Origin of the sequence: Moraxella sp. CTOTU46934, from assembly GCF_031979465.1 — a bacterium.
Taxonomy (GTDB): domain Bacteria; phylum Pseudomonadota; class Gammaproteobacteria; order Pseudomonadales; family Moraxellaceae; genus Faucicola; species Faucicola tetraodonis.
In genome coordinates, this window is sequence record NZ_DALZEG010000004.1 from 52718 (window position 1) to 78371 (window position 25654).

A 25654-nucleotide genomic window follows, 5' to 3' on the forward strand; every position below is an offset into this window, starting at 1 on the left:
GGTCGATAGAATGTCAGTAGCAGAGAGCATAGTTTTAGCTAACTCCTGTTAATTATAACTAACTGTTTGTACGCGTAAGGCGTAAATTTACTTTCATTTTTGGCAAAAATGCTGTTAATATAGATATGTTTTAGTTTTGGGTTTTCGCTATTTTTTCGCTATTAATAAAGTCGCCCTGCACGTCTCTGTGTGGCTGGGCATTCACCTATCCTTGTCATTGCGCCAATGCATTTGAGCAAGTATAGGTCTTCTTTTTTTACACGTCTGAGAGGATTTTATGTCAGAGAAAGACAATATTGCAACCTTGCACGTCAATGGCCAGGACTATGAGCTTCCTATCATTGAAGGAACATTAGGCGATCCTGTACTCGATATTAAGGCCGTACCCCAAGCTGGTTTTTGGACATACGATCCAGGTTTCATGTCAACCGCTTCCACTGAATCAAAAATCACCTTCATTGATGGTGATAAAGGTATCTTATTACACCGTGGTTACCCAATTGACCAATTAGCTGATAAAGCAGAATACTTAGAAGTTGCGTATGCACTCATTCATGGTGAATTACCCAATGCTGAGCAAAAAGCCGATTTCTATGAAAAAGTTCGTAAACATTCAATGGTAAATGACCAATTACGTCGTTTCTTTGAAGGTTTCCGCCGTGACGCTCATCCGATGGCGATTATGGTTGGTGTGATGGGTGCGTTATCTGCGTTCTACCACAACAATCTTGATGTGAGCAAACAAGACCATCGTGAAATCACTGCGATTCGCTTGATTGCAAAAGTCCCTACCATCGCCGCCATGTGCTACAAATACAGCAATGGTCAGCCATTCATGTATCCGCGTAATGATTTAAACTACGCTGAAAACTTCTTACACATGATGTTTGCAACCCCAGCGGATGTCAACTATCAAGTCAATCCAATCCTGGCAAAAGCGATGGATAAAATCTTTACCTTACATGCTGACCACGAACAAAATGCCTCGACCTCAACTGTACGTCTAGCAGGCTCTACGGGCGCTAACCCATACGCTTGTATTGCGGCAGGTATTGCGGCTCTTTGGGGACCTGCACACGGTGGCGCCAACGAAGCTGTACTTAAAATGCTTGATGAAATCGGCAGCGTAGACAACGTTGACGAATTCATGGAAAAAGTCAAACGTAAAGAAGTGAAATTAATGGGCTTTGGTCACCGTGTTTATAAAAACTTTGACCCACGCGCCAAAGTGATGAAAGAAACTTGTGACGAAGTATTGGGCGAGCTTGGTATCAAAGATCCACAACTTGAACTTGCAATGAAGCTTGAACAAATCGCCTTGAATGACCCGTACTTTAAAGAGCGTAACCTATATCCAAATGTTGACTTTTACTCAGGTATCATTCTAAAAGCCATCGGTATTCCAACCTCTATGTTTACCGTAATCTTTGCTTTAGCACGTACTTCTGGTTGGATTAGTCATTGGTTAGAAATGCACTCTGCACCTTACAAAATCGGTCGTCCACGTCAGTTATATACTGGCTACACACAACGTGATTTTGTGGCTGTTGAAGACCGCGATTAAGCCAATGCTTCAAAAATGTTTCGAACCAAAACCCAGTGTTACACTGGGTTTTTTATTATTAGATGTTAATCAATAAAAAAGGACGTTTTGCAACGCCCTTTTCATTTAACTATAACTTGCCAATCTCTTCACCTTACTTATAAAACGCATTGGCAGTATAAGTATGGTCAGTCTCATCAATCACTTGGGTTAATTCTGGTATTTGCTGTTTTAGCGAGACTTCAACCCCTTGTTTTAGCGTCATATCAACGGCGGAGCAGCCTTGACAGCCGCCGCCAAATTTAAGCACGGCGGTGATACCAACCCCTTCTTCATGTACCAAATCCACCAATTGCACGTTACCGCCATGCGATGCTAGATTTGGATTGATTTCTGAAGACAACACGTAATTGATACGCTCTTCTAGGCTCGCATTTTCACCCAGTTTTGGCACTTTTGAGTTGGGCGCACGGAATGTCAATTGACCGCCAAAACGGTCTTTATTGTAATCAATCACCGCATCTTCAAGATAAGGAATAGATGGGGTGTCTATATAAGCGGTGAATGTCTCATAATCCAATTTTAAATCGTCAGGATTGTGTTCATCTGGCTGGCTATATGACATACAGCATTCTGCTCGCGGCGTGCCTGGATGTTCAACAAAAATACGCACGCCGATGCCGTCAGTATTTTGTTTTGCCAATAACTCAGTCAGATAACCTTGCGCTGAATCGGTAATTTTGATATTTGTGGTTTTTTCTGTATCGCTCATATGTCACCCTAGCTTGTCATCAATTTTTACCCATATTTTAGCATAAACTTGAGTAATTTACTCGGATTTTATTGGGGGTGATTTTTTGGCTTATCAAGGGTCGTCACAATATTTTTTAGTTAAGTCAAAACTTGAATCTAGCCATTATCTTTAACCAAAAATCTTTAACCAAAAATAACTTGGCATTGTTTGAAAGTTTAGGCAAGATAGTTAAAAAAACATGCTTTATCACCGAACTTTATCACCAAAACGCTATTGGATAGACCGAGGGCGTTATCATTCGCAAGGAGTTTGCGTCATGCCAAATAAAACGACAGACACTATCACGGTTACTAAAAACGACTTTAACGAGGATAAAGGGCGTTTTAGCACACCCAAAAATAAAAAAGGTTATCAATATGATTATTTGGTATTTATCGGGCGTTTTCAGCCGTTTCACTTAGGTCATAAATCGGTTGTCGATGAAGCATTAAAGCTTGCTGAAAATGTGATTATGCTCATTGGCTCTGCCAATTTGCCAAGTAGTATCCGCAATAGCTTTAGCGTCGAAGCGCGTACCCAAATGATTTTGGGCGCCTTTGACAAAAAAGATGCCAAACGCATACATTGTGTCGGTTTGGATGATGCCTTATACAATGACACAAAATGGCTTCAATACGTGCAGCAGTGCGTGAAGTCGGTTACCGGCGATTTAAACGCCAATATTGGTCTGATTGGACATTCAAAAGACAGCTCATCGTATTACTTGTCACTTTTTCCAAATTGGCAGTCGGTGGCGGTGCCGAATTTTCATGAGTTGTCTGCCACGCCAATCCGCGAAGGCTTTTTGCTGGGTGCCGATCCGTTAACCGATACGGTACCGCAATCGACAGCCGATGTCATGAAGGCATTTAAAAAGACCGAAGCATATAAACGCCTACACGAAGAGGCTGGCTTCATTGATAAATACAAAAAACAATGGGAATCAAGCCCCTACCCACCCACCTTTATGACCGTTGATGCCGTGGTCATTCAATCAGGACACATCTTATTGGTGGAGCGTCGTGGTATGCCAGGTCAAGGGCTATGGGCATTGCCTGGTGGCTTTATCGACCCTAAAGAGACGCTATTTGACGCCTGTATTCGTGAGCTACGTGAGGAGACACGGTTAAAAGTGCCTGAAGCGGTTCTGCGCGGCTCGCGCCATAGTCAACACACCTTTGATGACCCGTATCGCTCCGCTCGTGGTCGTACCATCACCCAAGCGTTTTACTTTGTGCTCAAAAACGACCCCAAAGGCTTACCATCGGTGAAAGGTGGCGATGATGCCAAAAAAGCGTTTTGGCTACCCTTGGCTGAATTAAAAGCCGATAAACTGTTTGAAGACCATTATGCCATTATTTGTAAAATGGTAGGTCTCTGATTTTTTCCTGCCAAACTGATAGACGGTTTGGTTTTAACCTGCGCAAGCAATCACCAGAGGAGTTCTGTGATGTTTAGTCAAAATTTTGACAATTTTATTTTAAATACCGATAGCTATAAGACGTCGCATTGGCTGCAGTACCCGCCAAATACCGAGTACGTATCTAGCTATATTGAAGCGCGTGGCGGCAATAGTAACTTTGAAAATGTGCTATTTTTTGGTCTACAAGCTTTTTTAAAACAGTATCTTACCAAAGCCATTACCGACGCTGATATAGATGAAGCCAAAGTGCTACTTGCTGCTCATGGCGTACCATTTAATGAAGCAGGCTGGCGACAATTAGTCGCCAAACATGGCGGTCTATTACCACTTCGCATTCAAGCGATACCAGAGGGTATGGTGGTACCAACGGGTCAAGTATTGTGTCAGGTGGTGAATACCGACCCTGAGTTTTACTGGTTGACGAGCTATATCGAAACCACGCTATTGCGCGCTATTTGGTATCCTAGCACTGTGGCAAGCCTTTCTTATTATTGTAAACAAATCATCAAAGCAGGCTTGGAAAAATCTGCCGATAACTTAAATAATCTACCGTTTAAATTGCATGATTTTGGTGCCCGTGGTGTGTCTAGCCTTGAATCGGCTGCGCTTGGTGCTCTTGCGCACCTCGTGAATTTTTCCGGTACGGATACCTTAAGCGCGATTGTGGCTGCCAATCGTTGGTATGGTATGCAAAATGACATGACGGCTTTTTCCATTCCCGCAGCAGAGCATAGCACCATGACCACTTGGGGACGTGAGCATGAGGCGGACGCCTATGGCAATATGATTGCCAAATTTGGTGGTGAAGGTAAAACCTTTGCGGTGGTGAGTGATAGCTACGATTTATGGAATGCCATCGATAATATTTGGGGTGGTGAGCTAAAAGAAAAAGTATCGCAAACAGGCGGCACGTTGGTCATTCGTCCTGATAGTGGCGATCCGATTAAAGTGGTGCGTGAAGCCTTGCAGCGCCTTGCAGCAAAATTTGGTACCACCACCAACTCAAAAGGCTATAAATTACTGCCGAGCTATGTGCGACTCATCCAAGGGGATGGTATTAATCCCACCAGCATGGGTAAGATTATTGATGCGGTGATTAAAGCCGGTTTTAGTAGTGACAATATCACCTTTGGGATGGGTGGCGGACTACTGCAACAAGTCAACCGCGATACCTTGAATTTTGCCATGAAGACCAGCAGCGCACGGGTGGACGGTTTTTGGCGAGACGTGTATAAAGACCCAATTACCAGTGTGAGCAAACGCAGCAAACGCGGGCGTTTAGCCTTGGTCAAACGTCAGGGTAGTTATATGACGCTGCGTGAAGATGAGCTTGCTGAGCAAAATAATTTGTTGCAGGATGTATTTTTGAACGGTGATTTACTAGTTGATGATACGCTAACCGCGATTCGTCAACGCTCATCGGTAAAATCATAATTTAACTTGTCGCAATCTTAACAGCCGTCTTAATCAGACGGCTTTTTATCGTTAAAGCTAATTAACCCCTGCCATTGCCAAATATTTTTGGTGCAACTGTTCAAGTTTTAAATACAAATCGTCTAAGCTACCATTGTTGTCGACAATGTCATCAGCTTGCCTGAGCCTGTCATGACGCGACAGTTGATTTGCCATGATATTTTGAATACGTTCAGGTGTTTGACCATCGCGTTGACTGGCGCGCTCAATCTGCAAGGATTCATGACTATCAACCACCAAGACTCGCTCACACAGATTGGCTAATCCCGCTTCGGAGGCTTCTAACAGTAAGGGTGCTACCAAAATTACATAGGGCGACTGGGCAGTTGCTAGTAATTCTTTGGCACGGCTGCGAATGGCAGGATGGGTGATTTGTTCCAAATCCATTAACGCTTGCGCGCTACCAAATACATGCTCTCGCATGGCACGGCGATTAAGTTCACCTGCCTCATCAATCACCCAATCACCAAATTTGGCGACAATTTTTTTTAGCGTTGGCGTACCTTTGGCAACGACTTCACGTGCCAATACATCTGCATCAATAGTGACAATTCCATGCTCAGCAAACCAACGGCTCACTTGTGATTTACCACTACCGATGCCACCTGTAAGCCCCACTACCAACATAGCAATCCCTCCCTGATTCACGGATAATTGACCCATAAATGACGTCATGACATTTTACCTAGATACCACGACATTATTGATTGCCCATACAAAAGTGCTATCATGCCGGCAATCGCGATATAAGGTCCAAAAGCAAAAGGTTTGCTTTCACCTGAGCGCTTCATCAATATCACACCCACAACCGAGCCGACAAACGCCGATAAAAGCACAACTAAGGGTAGCATCAAAGGCCCTAGCCAAGCCCCCAAAGCCGCTAATAATTTAAAATCGCCATGCCCCATCCCGTGCTTGCCCGTAATCAGCAAAAACAGTTGGTAGACAATCCACAGGCATAAAAACCCAAACACATAGCCAAAAATAGCCGCTGTGGGGCTAACAAATAAGCCAAAGGCATTGACAAATAAGCCCAGTCCCGCTAACGGCAATGTCAATCGGTCAGGTAACAATTGGGTATCAAAATCAATGCCTGTTAAAGCAACTAATGTCCATGTGAGTGCTAATCCTGCCAGCGCTTGCCAAGTAACACCAAATTTCATCACCACCAACACAGACAAAATAGCGGTGATGATTTCCACAAGCGGATAGCGATAACTAATGGCGTGATGACACTGACTACATTTTCCTTTTAACAGTAGCCAACTAACAACAGGCATATTTTCAAACCAACGTATTGAATGCCCACAATGCGGGCAACGAGAAGCAGGACGGCTTAAGGTCATCGATTCATGATTGTCAATAACGCTTTCTGGATGAAGCAATAGCTGGCATTCGTTCTTCCACTGCTGCTCCATCATCAAAGGCGTGCGATAAATCACCACATTTAAAAAACTACCCACACACAAGCCCAAGATTGATACCATAATCAACGTCAGCCATTGCGACTGTTGTAGTAACAAAATAAAATCTGAAAAAATCCCCATCGTATCTAGCCCACCACCGAGCCCATTTGGAAGATTGGTAGATACATGGCAATCACCAGACCCCCTACCAGTACCCCCAAAACCGCCATAATCATCGGTTCCATCAGGCTTGTTAACCCATCTACGGCGTTATCTACTTCGTTTTCATAATAAGTCGCCACTTTATCAAGCATCTCCTCTAGACTACCTGATTCCTCACCAATACCGACCATTTGGATAGCCATACTCGGAAAAAGATTGGTAGAACGCATCGAAAACTGCAGCTGTTGACCCGTCGCAACATCGCCTTTAATTTTTTGCGTGGCATTATAAAATACCACATTATTGGTTGCTCCAGCGGTTGAATCTAACGCATCAATCAGCGGCACACCTGCGGCAAAAGTGGTAGATAAAGTGCGGGAAAAACGGGCAACCACCGCTTGATAAGCAATATTGCCAAAGATTGGCAATTTTAAGGTAAGTCGGTCTAAAAAATCATTAAAGGGCTTGCTACGTTTTTTAGCTTCAGAAAAGCCAACAACAGCGCCTGCAATGCTAAATAGCAATAACCACCACCATTTTTGCATCCACTCGGACATACTGACTACCATCCGGGTAAACGCGGGTAACTCTGCACCAAATGAATTGAATAAATCAGCAAACACCGGTACCACTTTGACCAGCAAAATAATGGTAACGATAATCGCAACCACGATAACCGCAATCGGGTATTTCAAGGCTTTTTTAATTTTTGCTTTTAGTAGCTCACTTTTTTCCTTATACGTCGCGACACGCTCAAGCATGGTTTCCAGCGCACCTGATTGCTCACCTGCCTCTACTAATGAACAAAACAGGTCATCAAAATATCTGGGATGTTTGCGCAGCGCTGCAGCAAAGGTGCTTCCTGATTCCACTTCTGACTTGACACTAAGCACCAACTCTTTCATTGAGGGGTTATCGAGCGCATCTGCAACGATCTCAAACGACTGAGTAAGGGGGACGCCCGCTTTCATCATCGTAGCCAACTGCCGCACAAAGATAGCAATATCGATTGCCTTGATGCTTTTTTTCATTTGAAAAATAGGCTTAGGTTTTTTCTTAATCGTCTTGACTTGGATGCCCTGCTTACGTAGTTGCGCCTTTGCCAGCTCAATATTGCGGCTAGTGGTTTCGCCTTTAACTTTCTCGCCACGGCGATTCACCCCATCATAGACAAAGTCTAATAACATTTCTGTTTGGACTTTTGCCATACCCTTAACCCCTTACTATCTCAACTAATCTTCAATAAAGACGGATAAAAAACGCACTATTCGCTAGTAACACGATACATCTCTTGGATACTGGTCGTGCCTTTTAGAACCTTTAAAATACCTGAGCGCCTTAAATCCCTAAACCCTTGCTTTAAAGCAGCGCCTTTAATCTCAATAGCGTTGCCGTCTTCCATAATAATTCGGGCAATCTCTGGTGTTACCTTCATCACTTCATAAATACCAACACGTCCTTTATAGCCATCACGGCATTCAGCGCAGCCAACGGGCTCATAAATGACATTGCTGGGATCTGCCAAATCTTCTTCAGTAAAGCCCATTTCAAGCAAGCTATTTTTTGGTACATCTGTCGGTTTTTTGCAGGATTTACATAGGCGACGTGCTAAGCGCTGTGCGATTACCAAATTGACTGAGGTGGCAATGTTGAAAGATGCCACACCCATATTCCGCAGACGCGTTAAGGTTTCTGGCGCTGAGTTGGTATGCAAGGTTGACAGTACCATATGCCCTGTTTGGGCAGCTTTGACAGCAATTTCCGCCGTTTCCAAGTCACGAATCTCACCGACCATCACAATATCAGGGTCTTGACGCAAGAATGATTTGAGCGCACTGGCAAAGGTCAAGCCAACTTTATTGTTCACATTGACCTGATTAATGCCTTCAAGGTTAATTTCAACGGGATCTTCTGCGGTGGAGATATTGGTCTCAACTGTGTTTAAGATATTAAGCCCCGTATACAAGGAGACGGTTTTACCCGAACCAGTAGGGCCGGTAATCAATAACATCCCTTGCGGTTTTGCCAGCGCATCCATAAATAGCTGCTTTTGGTCCGGCTCATAGCCAAGTGCATCAATACCTAGCATCGCTGATGATGGATCTAAAATACGCAATACGATTTTTTCACCAAATAAGGTTGGCAGTGAGTTGACACGAAAATCAATCGCCTTATCCTTGGAAATTTTTAATTTGATACGACCATCTTGCGGCACGCGGCGTTCAGAGATGTCCATTTGTGACATGACTTTCAGGCGGGCAGCAATTTTACCCGCTAGCTGCGTCGGTGGATTTGCCATTTTTTGTAACACCCCATCAATACGAAAACGCACGCGATAAGATTTTTCATAGGGTTCAAAGTGTAAGTCTGAGGCGCCCATGGTAATGGCTTTGATGAGCATCCCATTAACGAACTTGACGACAGGCGCTTCATCATTGACATCTAAATGACTGGTGGCACTACTGTCGTCATCGGCGCGGGTTTCATCAAACTCCACCGCTTCCATATCATCAAAATCAGCTAAATTAGTGGTAGTAAAGATTTTTTCGATGAGTGATTTGATTTTGTGGTGCTCGGCGACCACTGTTTCTACAGTAAACCTTGTACCGAAACGCAGCGCGTCTAAAGCATCTACCCGCGTCGGGTCGCTCATGGCAACAAATAAGCGGCTACCTCGTTGGAAAATCGGCAGAATATTAAATTCGCGGATAATTTTTTCATCAACCGCTTCTTTTGGAATATAGTTGACATTGATGGCATCCAAATCAATGAGGGGATCGCCAAATTCTCGCGAAATCACCCATGCTACCGCGTCAGGTTGCGCAAGCTTATTGTCAACCACATAGGCGATTAAATTTGTTTTTTGTTGCTGCGATTCTGCCAATACTTTTTGCATTGACGCTTCGTTAATTAGTCCTTCATGCACTAATCGCGATGCAATGCCACCAAAACTAGGAAGTGATGCCGCCATCGTTTTTCTCGTTTACTCAATATTGATTCAAATGGGCTAATGTTTGCTAGTGTAAACTATTCATTTATATATTAACAAATCATTCTCGACAAATCCGTGAATTCAACGATAAATAATTTGTTATCGAATTTTATCTCTATCCATCAACCTTCATAAAACTGTTTTATACTTTATGCCTTCTTTAAACCCCTCACTTGCGTGACCCAATAATTTATTCGGCAAATCGCGGCAATTGCTTATATAATACCTACCATTTTACGCCTAATATTTTTAAATCGTGATAGTTTTAAATCGCGATATGTTAAATAGCGTTACTTATATTTTAATGTTATCTTGACATTTATACTTTGCAAATTCATAGATAACCATTTACCTCAATTGACAGGGACATTATGAAAGCATCTGATTATGTAGCAAATTGGCAGAATTCTTGGGTGATTGCTAATTGGAAAATGAATCCTAGCACACAGCTGACTGTCACAGCCCTCATGACCGATTTACAGCAGCAGCTACCCGCAGATGCACTGCAAAGCTGTAACGTGGTTATTGCGCCAAGTTTTATTCATTTAGCGACTACACAACAAGCCATCCAACATGGGTCATTGAACATTGGGTTAGCTGCGCAAAACTTATGTGCACAACACGCCGATACAGGCGCGTTTACTGGGGAGGTTTCGGGTGCTCAGCTCAAAGACGCTCAAGTAAATTACGTTTTAGTCGGACATTCAGAACGCCGTCAATATTTTAATGAAGATGACACTTGTTTAATCCAAAAAATTCGCCATGCCTTTGCACATGATTTAACCGTTGTTTTTTGTATCGGTGAAACACAAGACCAGTACGAGCAAAATCAGACCCAAGATGTGCTATCAGCACAACTAACGGTAGTTAAACAACTAGCCGCCGAATTTGCTAATACCCAATTGGGTAACTTAGCATCGCGATTGATTATTGCTTATGAACCCGTTTGGGCGATTGGTACAGGTAAAATCCCAACCATACAAGAAGTACAAAACATTCATGCCTTTATCAACACCACCTTAACGGACATCGATGCCTCTTTAGCGACCACACCGATATTGTATGGCGGCAGCGTGAAAGCGGATAATGCTGCAGAAATCGCCCAATGCCCAAATGTAAATGGGGTGTTGGTAGGCGGGGCGTCACTTGACGCGACTGGCTTTACACAAATTATTCAAGCATTTGCCCAAATTTAAGGTAAAATATCACCCATTTAAAATTTTTACTTTTGCCGCTGACAGCGTTCTTGTTGGGCATCAGTGCTATCAAGTTTTGTAGAGATAAGTATGTATAATGCAATTTTAGTGGTTCATATCATTGTCGCGATTTCAATGATTGGTCTGATTTTGGTTCAACATGGCAAAGGTGCCGATGCGGGCGCTTCATTTGGTGCAGGGGGTTCGGCAACCGTATTTGGTGCGTCTGGCTCTGCCAATTTTTTGACGCGCTTGACGGCGGTTTTAACAGCAATTTTCTTTATCACCAGTATGACACTGGCAGTATTTGCTAAACAGCAATCGGTATCTAGTCGTACCCTTGATACCAGTCTAACGACTAATACTGCGCCTGCAAGCCCTACACCTGCCAAATAAGTTATTAAAAAAAATGTTGCGTTATTGGTAGTTTTGACCTAGAATACAGCGTCTATTTTAGAGTGTTGTTATTTAAAAAAACAGCTTGGTTAAAGTAGTTTGGTTTTTTGCGATTGTGGTGGAATTGGTAGACACGCTACCTTGAGGTGGTAGTGCCGCAAGGTGTGAGGGTTCGAGTCCCTCCATTCGCACCAACTAAAATTAATTTTAAATAACTATTGACAAGATTAATATCTCACTCTATAATACGCTCTCTAAATTGTTGCGGGGTGGAGCAGTCTGGTAGCTCGTCGGGCTCATAACCCGAAGGTCGTTGGTTCAAATCCAGCCCCCGCTACCACTTTTCTAGTAGCATTGCTTTGGTATCATTACTAGAAAAATCAATTTAGACACACTTTTATTGATTTAAAAGCCCACCAATTAGTTTGTGGGTTTTTTTGTATCTGTTGGTTTCGAAAAAACTTAAGTTTTGCTAAATTAGCGGTTGCGTTTTAGTAATGTGCCAATTTTTAAAATCAGCTTTTAAAATCAACAAAGATGTTAATAATCAACTCTAAAGGATATCATGAAACTATCAACGAAAGTTGCTGAACTGACCCAAATCATTGAGCCAGCAGTAACTGCCTGTGATGTGAGCTTGTGGGGTATTGAGTTTGTACCACAAGGTCGACGCTCTCTTCTTCGTATTTATATTGAAGCCCTACCTGAAGACCGTGCCGAAGGCAAACAAGTCACCATTGAAGACTGTGCTGCGGTCACCCACCAAGTCGGTGGTGTGTTAGACTTACACGACCCGATTGCAGGCGAGTATCTACTTGAGGTGTCTTCACCCGGTTTGGACCGCGCGTTTTTTTCTGCTGAGCAGCTGCATGACTATGTGGGGCAAACCCTCAGCTTACGATTGATTCATGCGATTGGACAAGGTAGTGATAAGCGCCGTAAAGTAACAGGCGAATTGGTCAATATTGACGAGCGCCAGTTGACGGTCAAAACCGAACAGAATCAAGCCAATGACCAACTTTTAACCATCGAGCTTGATAATATTGATAAAGCCAATTTGGTCTACCAATTTTAGCTTTTAAATTTGGGGTTAACGCCTTTTTTACGCTATGTCTTCTAGCTAACTTTTTTCTAGCTAAAAGCAAGATTTTAAAGAATAAAGTCTAGAATGACTTAAATTATAGGTGATTACATGAATCGAGAAATTTTAACGGTCGTTGAAACCGTCAGTAATGAAAAAGGCTTAAATCCTGAAGATATTTTTGAAGCGATTGAGCAAGCCTTGGTGGTATCGACCAAAAAGAAAGTTTATAGTGAGCAGCCTGAAGTTGCCGTGCGCGTGCATATCAATCGCAAAACAGGTGACTATGACACTTACCGTTATTGGACAGTAGTGGCAGATGAAGATCATGAAATGCCTGCCTGTCAGCTAGCGATTAGTGATTTGGATGAAAACGAGTGGAAAATCGGCGACGTCAAAGAAGAACAAATCGAGTCCATTGAATTTGGTCGTATTGCTGCTACCCAAGCCAAACAAGTCATCATTCAAAAAATCCGTGAAGCTGAACGTTCACTGGTGGCAGATGCGTTTGAACATCGTATCGGCGAGATGATTACGGGTGAAGTCAAAAAACCGGCGCGCGATGGTTATATCATTGATTTGGGCGATAATGTCGAAGGCTATCTACCCCGCGATAAAATGTTGCCGCGTGAGCAGTTACGCATTAAAGGTCGTATCAATGCGATTTTAGAGCAAGTCAATCGTGATAACCGTGGTGCTCAGCTCGTATTGTCTCGTACCTCACCACAAATGCTGACAGCACTGATGCAAAAAGAAGTACCAGAGATTGCTGAGCAAATCATTGAAATTCGTGATGTTGCGCGTCAGCCTGGCTTACGTGCTAAGATTTCAGTCAAAACCAATGACCATCGTATCGACCCTGTCGGTGCTTGTATTGGTATGCGCGGCACCCGTATTCAAGCCGTTCAACAAGAGCTTGAGGGCGAGCGTATCGACGTAGTGGTATGGTCGGATGATGCAGTGCAATACATTATCAGCGCATTGGAACCTGCGGATGTTGATCGTATTATTCTTGATGAAGATACCAAAACTGCAGATATCATCTTTGCCACTAACGATCAGTTAGCCCGTGCGATTGGCTCACAAGGTCAAAACGTGCGCCTTGCATCAGAATTAACAGGCTATCGTCTTAACATGATGCTCGAAGACGAGTACAATGCTCAACAAGAATCAGAAACCAAAGTGTATCGCGACCTATTCTACACACGTCTTGAAGTCGATGAAGATTTGGCACAAGCCTTGGTGGATATAGGATTTACCTCACTTGAAGAAGTTGCGTATGTCCCTGCTGAGACTTTCTATGACATCGATGGGCTAGATGATGACGCTATCGACGCAATCCAAGAACGTGCCAAAGAGGCGGTGATCGCCGATGAATTGGTCAAACAACAAAATATTAAAGAGCCAAGCCAAGAGCTTCTAAACCTTGAAGGCATGACTCAAGCATGGGCCTACAAGCTTGCCGAACGTGATGTCATCACCGTCGACGACCTTGCCGAACAAGCCATCTTTGATATCCAAGATATCGAAGGTCTTGATGAAAAGACCGCTGGTGAGCTCATTATGAAAGCCCGTGAATCATGGTTTAATTAAAAAAGGTGTATGAATGGCAGATAAAACCGTAAAAGAACTTGCAGCAATGACCAAAAAGACCGTTGAAGCAATTAATAATCAACTGGTCAAGGCAGGGCTGTCTGCGCGCGGTGACAATGACATCGTCACCGATAGCGAACAACAAAAACTGGTCAGCTTTTTACAACAAAGTCATGGTCAAAATGACAAACCTCGCATTAGCTTAAAAAGCAAAACCACTTCTACTGCGCGGGTGACAGGCACTTCTGGTAAAGCCAAAAGTGTCAATGTTGAAGTACGCAAAAAAATGGTATTTGATAAACCAAATCCCAATAAAATCGCTGAAGAACTAGCGTTGCGTGAAGCAGCGGCCAAAGAAGCTGAAGAAAAAGCGCGTTTGGCAAAAGAAAAAGCCGCCCAAGAACAAGCTGAAAAAGACAAAGCCAAACAAGCCGCTGAAGCGCGTCAACAAGCCACCCTTGCAGCAATGCGTGCTAACCTAGGTGGCGGTAGTCAAGCTGCCAAAGAGCACACAACCACCAGTGTGGTAGTGAAAAAAGGCAACAAAACCGCGGCAATCGAAGTCAAAAAAGCTGACAAAAAACCTGCGCCGAAAAAAGAATCGGATAGTGAACGCAAAGCGCGTGAAGCAGAAGAAGAACGCTTACGTCAAATCGAATCAGAAAATCGCCGTAAAGCCGCTGAAGAAGCTCAGCAGCGTACCCTTGAGCAAATGCGCCAAATGGCGAGTAAATATAGCGAAACCGATACTGAAACTACGATGGTTGTCAAAAAAGATGAACCATTGGCAGAAGGTTTGGTGGGCGCAGCGCTTGAAGACTCATTTGAACAAGAACGCCGTGAAATTAAACGCGGCACCGCAAGCACTGCCAACAAAAACCGTCGTCGTCGCCGTGACGATGAAGGTGAGCAAGAGATTAAGAACCGTAGTCGCGGCTTAAAATCATCGCAAGCCAATAGACACAAATTTGAAAAACCGGTTGAGAAAATCGTGCATAACGTTGAAATCGGTGAGACCATCGTGGTGTCTGAACTTGCCCAAAAAATGGCAATCAAAGTACGCGAAGTCGTCAAAATGTTAATGAAAATGGGCGAGTTGGTCCGTGAAAACGAATCCATCGACCAAGAAACCGCTGCCCTACTTGTTGAAGAAATGGGTCATAACCCAGTGCTTGTCAGCTCAACGCAAGTTGAAGATTCACTACGTGAAGCGGTTGGCGAGAAAAGTAGCAACGTCCAAGCGCGTCCGCCTGTGGTTACCATCATGGGTCACGTTGACCATGGTAAAACGTCCCTGCTGGATAAAATCCGTTCAAGTAAAGTGGCATCGGGCGAAGCAGGTGGTATTACTCAGCATATCGGTGCTTATCATGTGCAGACTGACCAAGGCGTTATTACTTTCTTAGACACCCCAGGTCACGCCGCATTTACCGCGATGCGTTCTCGTGGTGCCAAAGCGACGGATATCGTGGTGTTAGTGGTCGCAGCCGATGATGGTATGATGCCACAGACCGCTGAGGCGATTGACCATGCGCGTGCCGCAGGTACCCCGATTATCGTGGCTATCAACAAGATGGATAAAGACAGTGCCGATCCAGACCGCGTGCTCAACGAACTGACCACCAAAGAAGTCGTTCCTGAAGAATGGGGCGGTGACACACCGGTAGTCAAAGTCTCTGCGTTAACAGGTCAAGGTATTGATGAACTGCTTGAAGTGATTAACCTACAAGCAGAAGTGATGGAACTTGAAGTCGCTACTGACGGTGCAGCCCAAGGTGTGGTGATTGAATCACGTCTTGAAAAAGGTCGCGGTGCCGTGGTCAGTTTGCTGGTTAAACAAGGTACTTTAAATCAAGGTGACTTGGTACTTGCTGGCGAATATTATGGTCGTGTCCGTGCTATGACCAATGAAAACGGTCAAAAAATTACCTCAGCGGGTCCTTCTATCCCTGTTGAAATCCTAGGTCTGCCTGATACGCCAGCGGCTGGTAGCGAGTTTATGGTGGTCTCAGATGAGAAACGTGCGCGCGAAGTTGCAGAATATCGCGCAGATCGTGAGCGTGAAAAAGTGCTTGAACGTCAAGCCAAATCACGCTTAGAAAACTTGTTTGACCAAATGAGCGATGCCAAACTACCTTCCGTTAATTTGATTCTTAAAACTGACGTTCGAGGTTCACTAGAAGCCTTGTTAACCGCGCTTGATGAATTATCTACCGATGAAGTTAAAGTTAAAGTCATCTCATCGGGTGTCGGTCCAATCACCGAATCGGATGTGGTACTCGCCGAATCAAGTGAAGCGGTATTATTAGGCTTCAACGTTCGTGCTGATAGCGCCGCCAAACGCAAAGCGGATGAAGCAGGCCTAGATATTCGCTACTATAGTGTTATCTATGGGTTGATTGATGATGTGAAAGCAGCAATGAGCGGTTTACTTGCGCCAGAACATCGTGAGCAAATCTTGGGTATCGCTGAAGTACGTGAAGTCTTCCACTCTAGTCGCTTTGGTTATGCAGCCGGTTGTATGGTGACAGAAGGTAATATCATCCGTAACAAGCCAATTCGGGTATTGCGTGATGACCAAGTTATTTTCACGGGTCAATTACAATCATTACGTCGCTTCAAAGAGGATGTTAATGAGGTGCGCGCTGGTATGGAGTGTGGTCTAGCGGTGAAAGGTTATGAAGTAAAAGAAGGCGATAAGATTGAAGTCTTCGAAATTCATGAAGTCAAACGTACCTTATAAGTTAAGCTGACAACCTAATACTGCCAGCTTGCTATTAGCAACCTTTCCAGGGGTCTAATTAATCTAGGTTAATTAGACCTTTTTTTACTATAAAAAGGATTACCAATGAATCAACGTTTACAACGTCTTGCCGATCAAATTCAGCGCGACCTAGCGGTTTTGATTCGTGACGAGATTAACGACCCACGCTTGACTGGGTTTGTGACCATTTCTAGTGTCAAAATCAGCCCGGACTTGGGTTATGCTGATATTTATGTCACCATCATGGAAAAGTCGATGGATGATGCCATGGCAAAAGATTATCATACCGAGAGCTTAGAAGTGCTCAACAAAGCATCAGGTTTTTTGCGTACTGAGCTCAGTCATTTGCTAAAAACCCGCACTACCCCACGTCTGCGCTTTCACTATGATGAAGTGACAGCTAACGCTAACTATATGATGAACCTCATTTCTAAAGCGGTACAAAGCAGCGAAGGTCAGCCATCAGACGACTGATGCGTTGCAGGCTATAATAAGCTTATTTGTCACTTTGAGTCATTAACAGGGATGTTGAATGCAGTTACTTTGGGGTACCATTAAGTTTATCGTCATTATTCTCTCAAGCCTGTGGGTCGGGTTTTTTGTATGGACGCATCAGCCCTTAGGCAGATATGTCAGTCTGGCACTGATTAGCATATGGGTATTTTTCACCCTTACTGTTTTGGTCAGTATCATCAAACCGACCCTGTTTTCATCCTCACTTTCTCATCAGTCTTTATTATTGATTTTTTTTGCGGTGGTGGCGCTTGCCATTGCCAGTTTTTTTTCGATGTCAGCTAGCAATGAGCGGGATTGGAACCCTGAAGTTGCCCAAATGTTAGACTATCGGCTTGACAGTGATGGCAACACACTCACCATTAGCAACGTTAGAAATTTTGATTGGCAAGATAAAACCCATTTTCAGCCGCGCTGGGAAACTAGACAATACGACTTGGCAAAGCTGCAAACTGTCGATTTTATTGCCTCCTATTGGATGGGCGATGCCATTGCCCATACGCTAGTGAGTTTTGGGTTTAGTGATGGAAAGCAGCTTGCGTTATCTATCGAGATTCGCAAAGAAGTCAATGAACAATTTAGTACGCTGGGTGGATTTTTTCGCAAGTTTGAATTGGTGATTATCGCTGCGGATGAAAAAGATATTATTTACACCCGTAGTAATATCCGTCATGAAGATGTTTATATTTATCCCATCAATATGCCAAAAGACCATATTCAAGCGTTGCTGCTTGCGTATCTAGCGAAAGCCAAGTCCTTAAAAACGCAGCCGGCATGGTATAATTCATTGGTAAATAACTGTACCACGGCAATTTATGAGCTGATTGATGATATCCAACCTTTGCCATTTGATTATCGTATCCTGTTATCAGGCTATATTCCCAGTTATCTGTATGACCAGCAATTGATTGATAACCGCTATAGCTTGCAACAGTGGCAACAACGCGCACACATTAACCCTAAGTCAAAGCCATATTCTGTCAACCATCCTATTAGCGCAGCAGATTACTCGCAGCTGATTCGAACCGACTTTTAATGAATTGATAAATCCACAACATGATGACCCAACCAAAAACAGCCAAATCCATCGTCTCTGGTGTCTTACTGATTGATAAACCGCAAGGGATGACTTCCCAGCAAGTGGTATCAAAAGTCAAATACTTGCTCAAATCTGATGTGCACGACAGTAAAAAAGCGGGTCATACCGGTACCCTTGACCCAATGGCAACAGGGTTGCTGCCGATTTGTTTGGGAGAAGCGACCAAGTTTAGCCATTATCAACTCGATGCGGTCAAATCTTATCAAGCCATTATCAAACTCGGCGAGCAAACTGATACCGGGGATGCTGAGGGTGAGATAATTGCCACTAGCCCTGTACCGCATGTGACACAAGCAATGTTACAAAGCGTCATTAAGCAATTTTTGGGTGAGATAATGCAGGTGCCGCCCATGTACTCCGCGCTCAAAAAAGACGGCAAAAAACTGTATGAACTAGCTCGTGAAGGTATTGAAGTGGAGCGAGCAGCACGTCCTCTCACTATTTATGAGCTGTCACTTACTCCCCTATCCGATCAACAATTGCAATTAACCGTTACTTGCTCCAAAGGAACCTATGTGCGCGTGCTGGCTGAAGATATTGCCAAAGCGCTGGGCACGCTAGGCCATCTAACAGCACTTAGACGGATACGCACGGGTGATTTTGAAATTGCCGATGCCATCCCATTAGCCGATTTTGCAGCGCTCGATGTTGCAGCGCGGTTTGATAAGCTATTAGCGGTGGATGCCTGCGTTCACTCACTACCAAGCTTAGTATTAGACGATAGACAATCAAAGCGCATTCAACAGGGTCAACGCTTAAATGTCAAGACGACCATGTTAACTCAGCAGATGAACTTAACCGCCAATCAAACGTTTCGCTTGTTTGACGACCAGCAGCAATTTTTGGGTACAGGACTACTTGAACCCAATGGTCGTTTACAACCAATGAAGCTGGTTAATTTAACCCCGCCACAGTAAGTCAAAAAATCTATCCATCTTGCTAATTTTTTGCTGTATTCACATAATTTACTCAATGAGCGCTGTGATGTCACAAAGCGAGTACGTTTTTTATGCATTGATACAAAACGTGACGCTTTGCTAGCAGTTTTTAACCTGCGATTTCTTTATTCTTAGTGGTATTGATTCACTTGTTTTTTTGCTTAGCAAGCTTTGCTAATAAAGGACCATACAGCGGTTTATTTAGAGAACTTTATATAATTAATAAATTAAAAATCAAATAGAAAAATCGAATAATAATCTCAAAATAAAGCGCTAACCTTACAGATGAATCGATAACAACAACAATTTTTTTCTTTAACTCAAATAATGAAATAATAGGATAATTACCATGGCTAAGATTGCTATTTTACTTGATACCGACTTTGAACAAGTTGAATATACCCAAACCAATGACCTCCTTAAAGCTAAAGGTCACCAAACCACTTTAATCACCACACAACCACAAAAACAAGTACGCGCGCTTAATCATACTGACCCTGCTGACACCTTTACCGCTGATTTATTAATTAGTGAAGCCAACGCAGCCGATTATGATGCCATTGTATTACCAGGGGGTGGTGCCAATGCCGATGTGTTGCGGGCGAATACCGATGCCCAAGCGATGGTAAAAGCATTTATGAGTGCGGGTAAACCTGTCGCAGCGATTTGTCATGCACCGTGGATTTTTGCAGATACCGAAATTGCCCGTGGTAAAAAATTAACTGCTTATAAAACCATTGCCACTGACCTAAAAAATGCCGGTGCGCAATTTGAAGACAAATCGGTGGTGATAGATGGTAATTTGATTACCAGTCGTCAACCTGAAGATATTCCAGATTTTGCTGAAGCGATTGACCAAGCATTGACTAAATAAGCTTTGATTTTGATATAACAATAACGTAAGAAAAAAAGGAGATTGCCATGCAACCAACCACCATGACAGATTTTGAAAAAATGGAAAAGAAAGCGCCCGAAGCGACGTTTGTTGCTGACACAACGCCTAATGATGCGGACGAAGTGACTTCTGATAAGCTCACCACCGCGCCACAAGAGCAGCTTGACCGTCTGCATAGCGAAACACCCAAACAGCCTACGGGCAATCAGTAAGTTGAAAGCTTAAATCTATTAAAAGCCTTAATAAAGTCAACACCCTAATGCAAATTAGGGTTTTTTTATTGGTCAATATTTGGTAAAATAATGCTCCTTTTTGAAGGTTAACTACTGAGAAGCGTGGTTATCCTGATTTTTTTACACTAGTCGACTCGACTGATAGCCGATTAGGCTTCTCATTTTATGCTAAAAAAGCTAGGAAAACATTATGTTGACTAACCAAGACCGCGCAGATGTAATCGCAAAATTCAAACGCTCTGAAAATGACACAGGTTCTCCAGAAGTTCAAGTGGCGTTATTAACGGCGCGTATTAATGACTTACAAGCACACTTTAAAGCACACAAAGCTGACCATCACAGCCGTCGTGGTTTGATTCGTATGGTTAACTCACGCCGTACGTTACTTGATTACTTAAAACGTAAAGATGCAGACCGTTATACTGCATTGATCAACGAATTAGGCTTACGTCGCTAATTTATCAGCACGTTATTCGCTTTATTCAATCAGCGGCTGCTTTTGGGTAGCCGCTTTTTTATGGGTTCAATATTTTTAGCGAATTTTGTTTTCACTTTTACCCTCGCTGTTAGCTTAGTCATTCCCCATCGTTTGCTATTAGGGGTTAAAGCGCAGTTAAAAGGTGGTGATTCGCCACAAAACTAGGTAAAATAGACAACGCATTGTGCCTGCACAATCGCAGTTTACACTTACTTTTTTTAAAGTATTTTTTAATTTAGGCTGATTTAAGGCTGCTATCAAGCGAATTGGTAGATTGCTTCTAACGTTTGTATTTTTTGAAAAGAACACAAACGTTAGGGGCTATTACTAAAACTTAAATCGCCCTATTTCATCACACAAAGGATAAAACCGCATTATGTTTAATATCATTACTAAAGAATTCCAATATGGTAATCAACAAGTTACGTTAGAAACAGGTCGCATTGCACGCCAAGCTAATTCAGTGGTCGTCCACATGGGCGGCGTCTCTGTGCTAGTGGCTGTTGTGGTAAAAGACGAGGCGCAAGCGGGTCAAAACTTTTTCCCATTGACCGTCAACTACCAAGAAAAAATGTACGCTGCTGGTAAAATCCCAGGTGGCTATGGCAAACGCGAAGGTCGCCCATCTGAGATGGAAACCTTGACTTCACGCCTCATTGATCGCCCGATTCGTCCATTATTCCCAGAAGGTTACTTCAACGAAATCCAAGTGACCGCCACGGTGATTTCGTCAGACAAAAAACAAGATGCTGATATCGCAGCGATGATTGGTACTTCAGCGGCATTGGCAATTTCATCAGCGCCATTTAATGGTCCGATTGGTGCGGCACGTGTCGGTTTTATCAACGATGAATATGTGCTAAACCCAAATCACGAAGCACTAAAACAAAGCTCGCTCGATTTGGTGGTCGCAGGCACGTCGTCTGCGGTATTGATGGTAGAATCTGAAGCCAAAGAATTATCAGAAGACCAAATGCTTGGCGCGGTACTATACGGTCACGCCCAGCAACAAGTCGTGATTGATGCCATCAATGAATTTGCCAAAGAAGTTGGCGTACAAAAAACCCAATTCGTTGCCCCTGCCGTCAACGAAGCCTTAGAAACTGCCCTACAAAATCAATTTGCTGCAGCGATTTCAGAAGCGTATACCATCAGCGAAAAAGCCAGCCGTTATACTCGCCTTGATGAAATCAAAAATCAAGCGATTGAAGCGTTAGCCGGTGACGCAGAAGCCGAAGGCTACGCCGACAACGTGGCACAAATCAAAGAGCTATTTGAAACCCTAAAATACCGTACGGTCCGTGACAATATTTTGTCTGGCAAACCCCGTATCGATGGTCGTGACTTACAAACTGTCCGTGCTTTAGACATCCAAGTTGGCGTACTGCCTTACACGCATGGTTCAGCGCTATTTACGCGCGGTGAGACACAAGCGCTCGTTACCACCACGCTTGGCAACAGCCGTGATGTGAACATGATTGACACCCTTGCGGGCACCAAACAAGACCACTTCATGCTGCATTATAACTTCCCAAGTTACTCAGTGGGCGAAACGGGTCGTGACAGCGGTCCAAAACGCCGTGAAATCGGTCATGGTCGCCTAGCACGCCGCGGTGTACAAGCCATGCTGCCAGATAGTGACCGTTTCCCATACGTGATTCGTATCGTATCTGACATCACCGAATCCAATGGTTCATCATCAATGGCATCTGTCTGTGGCGCATCACTGGCATTAATGGATGCCGGCGTACCACTAAAAGCGCCGGTTGCTGGTATCGCAATGGGTCTGGTTAAAGAAGGCGAGCGTTTTGCCGTGCTGTCTGACATCTTGGGTGATGAAGACCACCTAGGCGATATGGACTTTAAAGTCGCGGGTTCTGCCAATGGCGTGACTGCCCTACAAATGGATATCAAAATCGAAGGTATTACACCAGAGATTATGGAAAAAGCCCTGCATCAAGCGCATGCGGGTCGTATCCATATTTTAAATGCGATGAATGAAGTGATTTCAACCAGCCGTAAAGAAATCAACGCCCATGCACCAAACTTTGCGGTGATTGATATCGACCCTGAAAAAATCCGTGACGTGATTGGTAAAGGTGGTGCAACCATTCGCCAATTGACTGAAGAAACAGGCGCGGTGATTGATATTGATGACAATGGTACTATTCGTATCTTTGGTGAAAACAAAGCCGCGACCAAAGCCGCGATTGCTAAAATCGAGGCGATTACGGCAGAGGTAGAAGTCGGCAAGACTTATACAGGTAAAGTGGCTCGTATTGTTGAGTTTGGTGCGTTTGTCAATGTATTACCTAACACTGACGGTCTTGTGCATATCTCACAAATCTCTGATGCGCGTATCGAGAATGTGAATGATGTGCTAAAAGAAGGGCAAACGGTGAATGTACTGGTTCAAGACATCGACAACCGTGGACGTATTAAACTCACCATGAAAGGTGTGGATCAAACCATCGCACCGACAGAAGAAGCACCAGCGGCTGAATAATTTTATTAAAGTTTAGTTGCTAAAAATTAAAAACCGCTTTATTCTAAGGTAAAGCGGTTTTTTTTGGGATAAATTTTGGCAAACGCTATGAAAACACCATTACAGTAATTAGAAAAAATGCCCGATAATAAGAAATAAGAAGGTTTTGACCGCGTTGGCAATTTACTACTTGCAATACGCCGATGGCGACAATGAATCGCTGAGTAGCCCTCGATAAAACCTCAACCATTGAAAACTATTTAAACTAATAGCGTTAGCGATAAACCACCAAATTCAAATTACTCACGGGCTGAAGGTATTTTTCCATTAATGGCAAAATATCTTCATCAAAAATTTTGTCTTTTGGCAAAATGAGTTCATCACTTGCCAATATTGCCACACGGCGAATACCTTGATACCGTCCCCAATCAAACACAACTTTCTCTAACTTTTGTAACGCTGACACGATATACTCAACATGCGGCGGATTTTCGGCAAATTCTGTGATTGCCATATCCACGATGAACTGTGGCTTTGACAACGCCCCACCGACTGCCATACCCGCCAAATCACGCTGCGGCGTAAACTGTAACACATCACCGAGTAACAGCTGCGAACGCTCACAGGCTTGCTTGTAAACGGTATAATGCTCAGGATATAGCGATTGGTATTTAAGTAAGGCGCGATGACGAAAAATACCTGACACCGGGACGGGCATGATGAGCGCTTGATAGCGGTCTTGAAACAAGGTTTTTTTATCGACTTGGGTCAGCACTACTTAACCTGCCAGTTATTTGTTGGTTGTTATTTGTGGGTGGTTATTTGTTGGCGGCTTTTTGCTGCTCAAGCTGTGCAACTTGCTGTTCTAGCAGCTGGATACGCTCTTCTTTTTTACTACTCAGCTCATTCATCATACGCAGCTGATCTTGCATCATGGTTTCTTGCTCTTTTAGCTGCGCGCTCTGCTCTGACAATCGACTCAGCTCTTCTTTGGCAATCGCCGGATCTTCAGGCAGTGTCGGCGTAAGAATTTCTTCTGGCGTGATTGCAGGTAGCGCTGTGGTCGCATGGGCTGAGCTAGTGGTTGCCTCCGCTGCGACGGTTGACGCGGCAGGTAAGCTAGCGCTAGCTTGTGGTTTTACTATAGGCGCTGTAGTTTTGGGTATTGCGTGTGCTTGGGTCTGCGTCTGTGTCTGTTTCTGTGATTGCGCGGTGGATTTGTTGGGCTCGCTTGACTGCCCCATAAAAAACCATGCCAAAGCAGCCAGTGCCAACCCTGCACCCACTAGCAACCCAAGTTGATTGCGTTTTTTTAACGTCCGTTTAGCTAGTGGTTGACTTGGCGGTCTTAAAAATGGGTTTGCTGTCTGGGCGATAATCGGTTTAATTTCGGGTTTTGTTTTGGTTAATAGAACGGGTGGCGTCGTCTCGATAGTTTCGATAGTTTCGATAGTCTCAATAGCCTCGATAATTTTTTTATCACTACTTTCATCACTAATTTGTGGTGCGATGGGCTGTGCTTGCGCGCTATGGGGGTCTGATTCTAGGCTTAGTTTTAGGTCTGGGTCTGGCTTAGCTGCTAGCGGTAGGTTATCAATATCAAATATCGGCGTGTTATCGGTTGTCTGTGACGGTACCGGCTGTGATACTGTCGCTGTATTGGCAGTGTCTTCGATAGTCACAGTGGTGTTGGGTTCAACATCACTGGGTAGCTCATCCAAATCAAAATCATCAAAACTCAGCTTTTTGGGCGCGAGGGTATCAGCCGCTTTTGTGTTATCTGCCGTATAGTCCGTTTTACCATGAAGTAATTCATCTTCTAACTGGTTCAAATCAATGCTATCTAGCGAAAACGCATTTTTGATTGCTGTCGTTTCTGGGGATGTGTTTGGAGATGTGTCTGGGGATTTAGTCGCTTGCATCGGCGCCTGAATTGTATCAAGCTGCAACGGATTATCTGACACGCCTATCATTGGATTTTCAGCCAGCTGTGATGATGGATTGGCATCTTTGCTAGTCGGGGCTGTAGAGTCATTGTCTTTTTTTAGGCTAAATAATTTCATGTTGGATCACTATCCCTATCCATGTCGGGCGGGTCAGATGTCTGTACGATTTCATGCTAGCGATGTATATGCCAAGCTGGCATGAAAATGATGGTGTACATTCGTTTGCTTGTTACTATAACAAACCG

Annotated in this window: 22 protein-coding genes and 2 tRNA genes; 17 read left to right on the plus strand and 7 right to left on the minus strand. The window is 43.8% G+C overall.

The annotated features are described in order from the left end of the window. Positions 1-277 precede the first annotated feature (277 nt). Positions 278-1564, plus strand: a complete 1287-nt coding sequence (gltA, locus tag RTN07_RS04930; protein WP_050324880.1) for a citrate synthase — start codon at positions 278-280, stop codon at positions 1562-1564. A gap of 133 nt (positions 1565-1697) precedes the next feature. Here gltA and nfuA read toward each other — a convergent pair whose 3' ends face one another. After that, positions 1698-2315 carry a Fe-S biogenesis protein NfuA gene (gene nfuA / locus RTN07_RS04935; RefSeq protein WP_050324879.1) on the minus strand — a complete coding sequence of 206 codons (618 nt, stop codon included), beginning with the start codon at positions 2313-2315 and terminating at the stop codon, positions 1698-1700. Positions 2316-2613: 298 nt separating this feature from the next. On the opposite strand from nfuA, the gene RTN07_RS04940 reads away from it, so the two are divergent. Next, positions 2614-3717 (plus strand): bifunctional nicotinamide-nucleotide adenylyltransferase/Nudix hydroxylase, encoded by a 1104-nt coding sequence (locus RTN07_RS04940; RefSeq protein WP_076775850.1) that lies wholly within the window; start codon positions 2614-2616, stop codon positions 3715-3717. A 69-nt stretch (positions 3718-3786) separates the two neighbouring features. Then, positions 3787-5193, plus strand: a complete 1407-nt coding sequence (locus RTN07_RS04945; RefSeq protein ID WP_309592823.1) for a nicotinate phosphoribosyltransferase — start codon at positions 3787-3789, stop codon at positions 5191-5193. 57 nt (positions 5194-5250) lie between these two features. Here the strand turns inward: RTN07_RS04945 and coaE are convergent, their stop codons facing one another. The 4 genes from coaE to pilB are packed head-to-tail and all read right to left on the minus strand — an operon-like array spanning position 5251 to position 9771. After that, positions 5251-5907, minus strand: coding sequence for a dephospho-CoA kinase (coaE, locus tag RTN07_RS04950; RefSeq protein ID WP_312176276.1), 657 nt, complete (start codon positions 5905-5907; stop codon positions 5251-5253). Beyond that, entirely contained in the window at positions 5904-6779 is an 876-nt protein-coding gene (locus RTN07_RS04955) for a prepilin peptidase (protein ID WP_312176278.1), read from the minus strand. Before RTN07_RS04955 ends, coaE begins: the two co-directional genes overlap by 4 nt. 5 nt (positions 6780-6784) lie before the next feature. Continuing rightward, on the minus strand, positions 6785-8008 hold the full coding sequence (locus RTN07_RS04960) for a type II secretion system F family protein (RefSeq protein ID WP_050324877.1): 1224 nt from the start codon (positions 8006-8008) through the stop codon (positions 6785-6787). 56 nt (positions 8009-8064) lie between these two features. Beyond that, a complete protein-coding gene (gene pilB, locus RTN07_RS04965) occupies positions 8065-9771 on the minus strand; it encodes a type IV-A pilus assembly ATPase PilB (protein WP_312176280.1) in 1707 nt (568 codons plus the stop codon). A 392-nt stretch (positions 9772-10163) separates the two neighbouring features. Here pilB and tpiA point away from each other — a divergent pair, with 392 nt between their 5' ends. The 14 genes from tpiA to pnp all read left to right on the plus strand — a co-directional run bounded on the left by tpiA (position 10164) and on the right by pnp (position 23484). Beyond that, positions 10164-10988, plus strand: a complete 825-nt coding sequence (gene tpiA / locus RTN07_RS04970) for a triose-phosphate isomerase (RefSeq protein WP_312176283.1) — start codon at positions 10164-10166, stop codon at positions 10986-10988. A gap of 90 nt (positions 10989-11078) precedes the next feature. Beyond that, positions 11079-11384, plus strand: coding sequence for a preprotein translocase subunit SecG (gene secG, locus RTN07_RS04975; RefSeq protein ID WP_203172423.1), 306 nt, complete (start codon positions 11079-11081; stop codon positions 11382-11384). Positions 11385-11493: 109 nt separating this feature from the next. Next, positions 11494-11578: transfer RNA gene (locus RTN07_RS04980), tRNA-Leu, on the plus strand. Between the two features lie 69 nt (positions 11579-11647). Next, positions 11648-11724: transfer RNA gene (locus RTN07_RS04985), tRNA-Met, on the plus strand. Between the two features lie 225 nt (positions 11725-11949). Then, positions 11950-12459, plus strand: coding sequence for a ribosome maturation factor RimP (gene rimP, locus RTN07_RS04990; protein ID WP_282841714.1), 510 nt, complete (start codon positions 11950-11952; stop codon positions 12457-12459). A 117-nt stretch (positions 12460-12576) separates the two neighbouring features. Further along, positions 12577-14058 carry a transcription termination factor NusA gene (gene nusA, locus RTN07_RS04995; protein ID WP_007115082.1) on the plus strand — a complete coding sequence of 494 codons (1482 nt, stop codon included), beginning with the start codon at positions 12577-12579 and terminating at the stop codon, positions 14056-14058. A 13-nt stretch (positions 14059-14071) separates the two neighbouring features. Further along, the gene (gene infB, locus RTN07_RS05000) at positions 14072-16801 is read left to right on the plus strand and encodes a translation initiation factor IF-2 (protein ID WP_076775868.1); all 2730 of its coding nucleotides are present in this window, start codon (positions 14072-14074) and stop codon (positions 16799-16801) included. 105 nt (positions 16802-16906) lie between these two features. Next, positions 16907-17296, plus strand: coding sequence for a ribosome-binding factor A (locus tag RTN07_RS05005; RefSeq protein WP_007115084.1), 390 nt, complete (start codon positions 16907-16909; stop codon positions 17294-17296). Between the two features lie 58 nt (positions 17297-17354). Next, positions 17355-18371, plus strand: a complete 1017-nt coding sequence (locus RTN07_RS05010; RefSeq protein ID WP_312176287.1) for an Lnb N-terminal periplasmic domain-containing protein — start codon at positions 17355-17357, stop codon at positions 18369-18371. 20 nt (positions 18372-18391) lie between these two features. Then, the gene (truB, locus tag RTN07_RS05015) at positions 18392-19351 is read left to right on the plus strand and encodes a tRNA pseudouridine(55) synthase TruB (RefSeq protein WP_312176289.1); all 960 of its coding nucleotides are present in this window, start codon (positions 18392-18394) and stop codon (positions 19349-19351) included. A gap of 370 nt (positions 19352-19721) precedes the next feature. Continuing rightward, positions 19722-20246, plus strand: coding sequence for a type 1 glutamine amidotransferase domain-containing protein (locus tag RTN07_RS05020; protein WP_312176291.1), 525 nt, complete (start codon positions 19722-19724; stop codon positions 20244-20246). Positions 20247-20293: 47 nt separating this feature from the next. Further along, entirely contained in the window at positions 20294-20479 is a 186-nt protein-coding gene (locus tag RTN07_RS05025; RefSeq protein ID WP_076775876.1) for a hypothetical protein, read from the plus strand. A 208-nt stretch (positions 20480-20687) separates the two neighbouring features. After that, a complete protein-coding gene (gene rpsO, locus RTN07_RS05030) occupies positions 20688-20957 on the plus strand; it encodes a 30S ribosomal protein S15 (protein ID WP_095356547.1) in 270 nt (89 codons plus the stop codon). Positions 20958-21354: 397 nt separating this feature from the next. Then, positions 21355-23484, plus strand: coding sequence for a polyribonucleotide nucleotidyltransferase (gene pnp / locus RTN07_RS05035; protein WP_201665460.1), 2130 nt, complete (start codon positions 21355-21357; stop codon positions 23482-23484). Positions 23485-23737: 253 nt separating this feature from the next. Here pnp and RTN07_RS05040 read toward each other — a convergent pair whose 3' ends face one another. Next, complete coding sequence (locus RTN07_RS05040) at positions 23738-24238, minus strand: hypothetical protein (RefSeq protein WP_312176295.1); 501 nt, start codon at positions 24236-24238, stop codon at positions 23738-23740. A gap of 43 nt (positions 24239-24281) precedes the next feature. After that, complete coding sequence (locus RTN07_RS05045) at positions 24282-25526, minus strand: hypothetical protein (protein ID WP_312176297.1); 1245 nt, start codon at positions 25524-25526, stop codon at positions 24282-24284. Between the last annotated feature and the right edge of the window lie 128 nt (positions 25527-25654).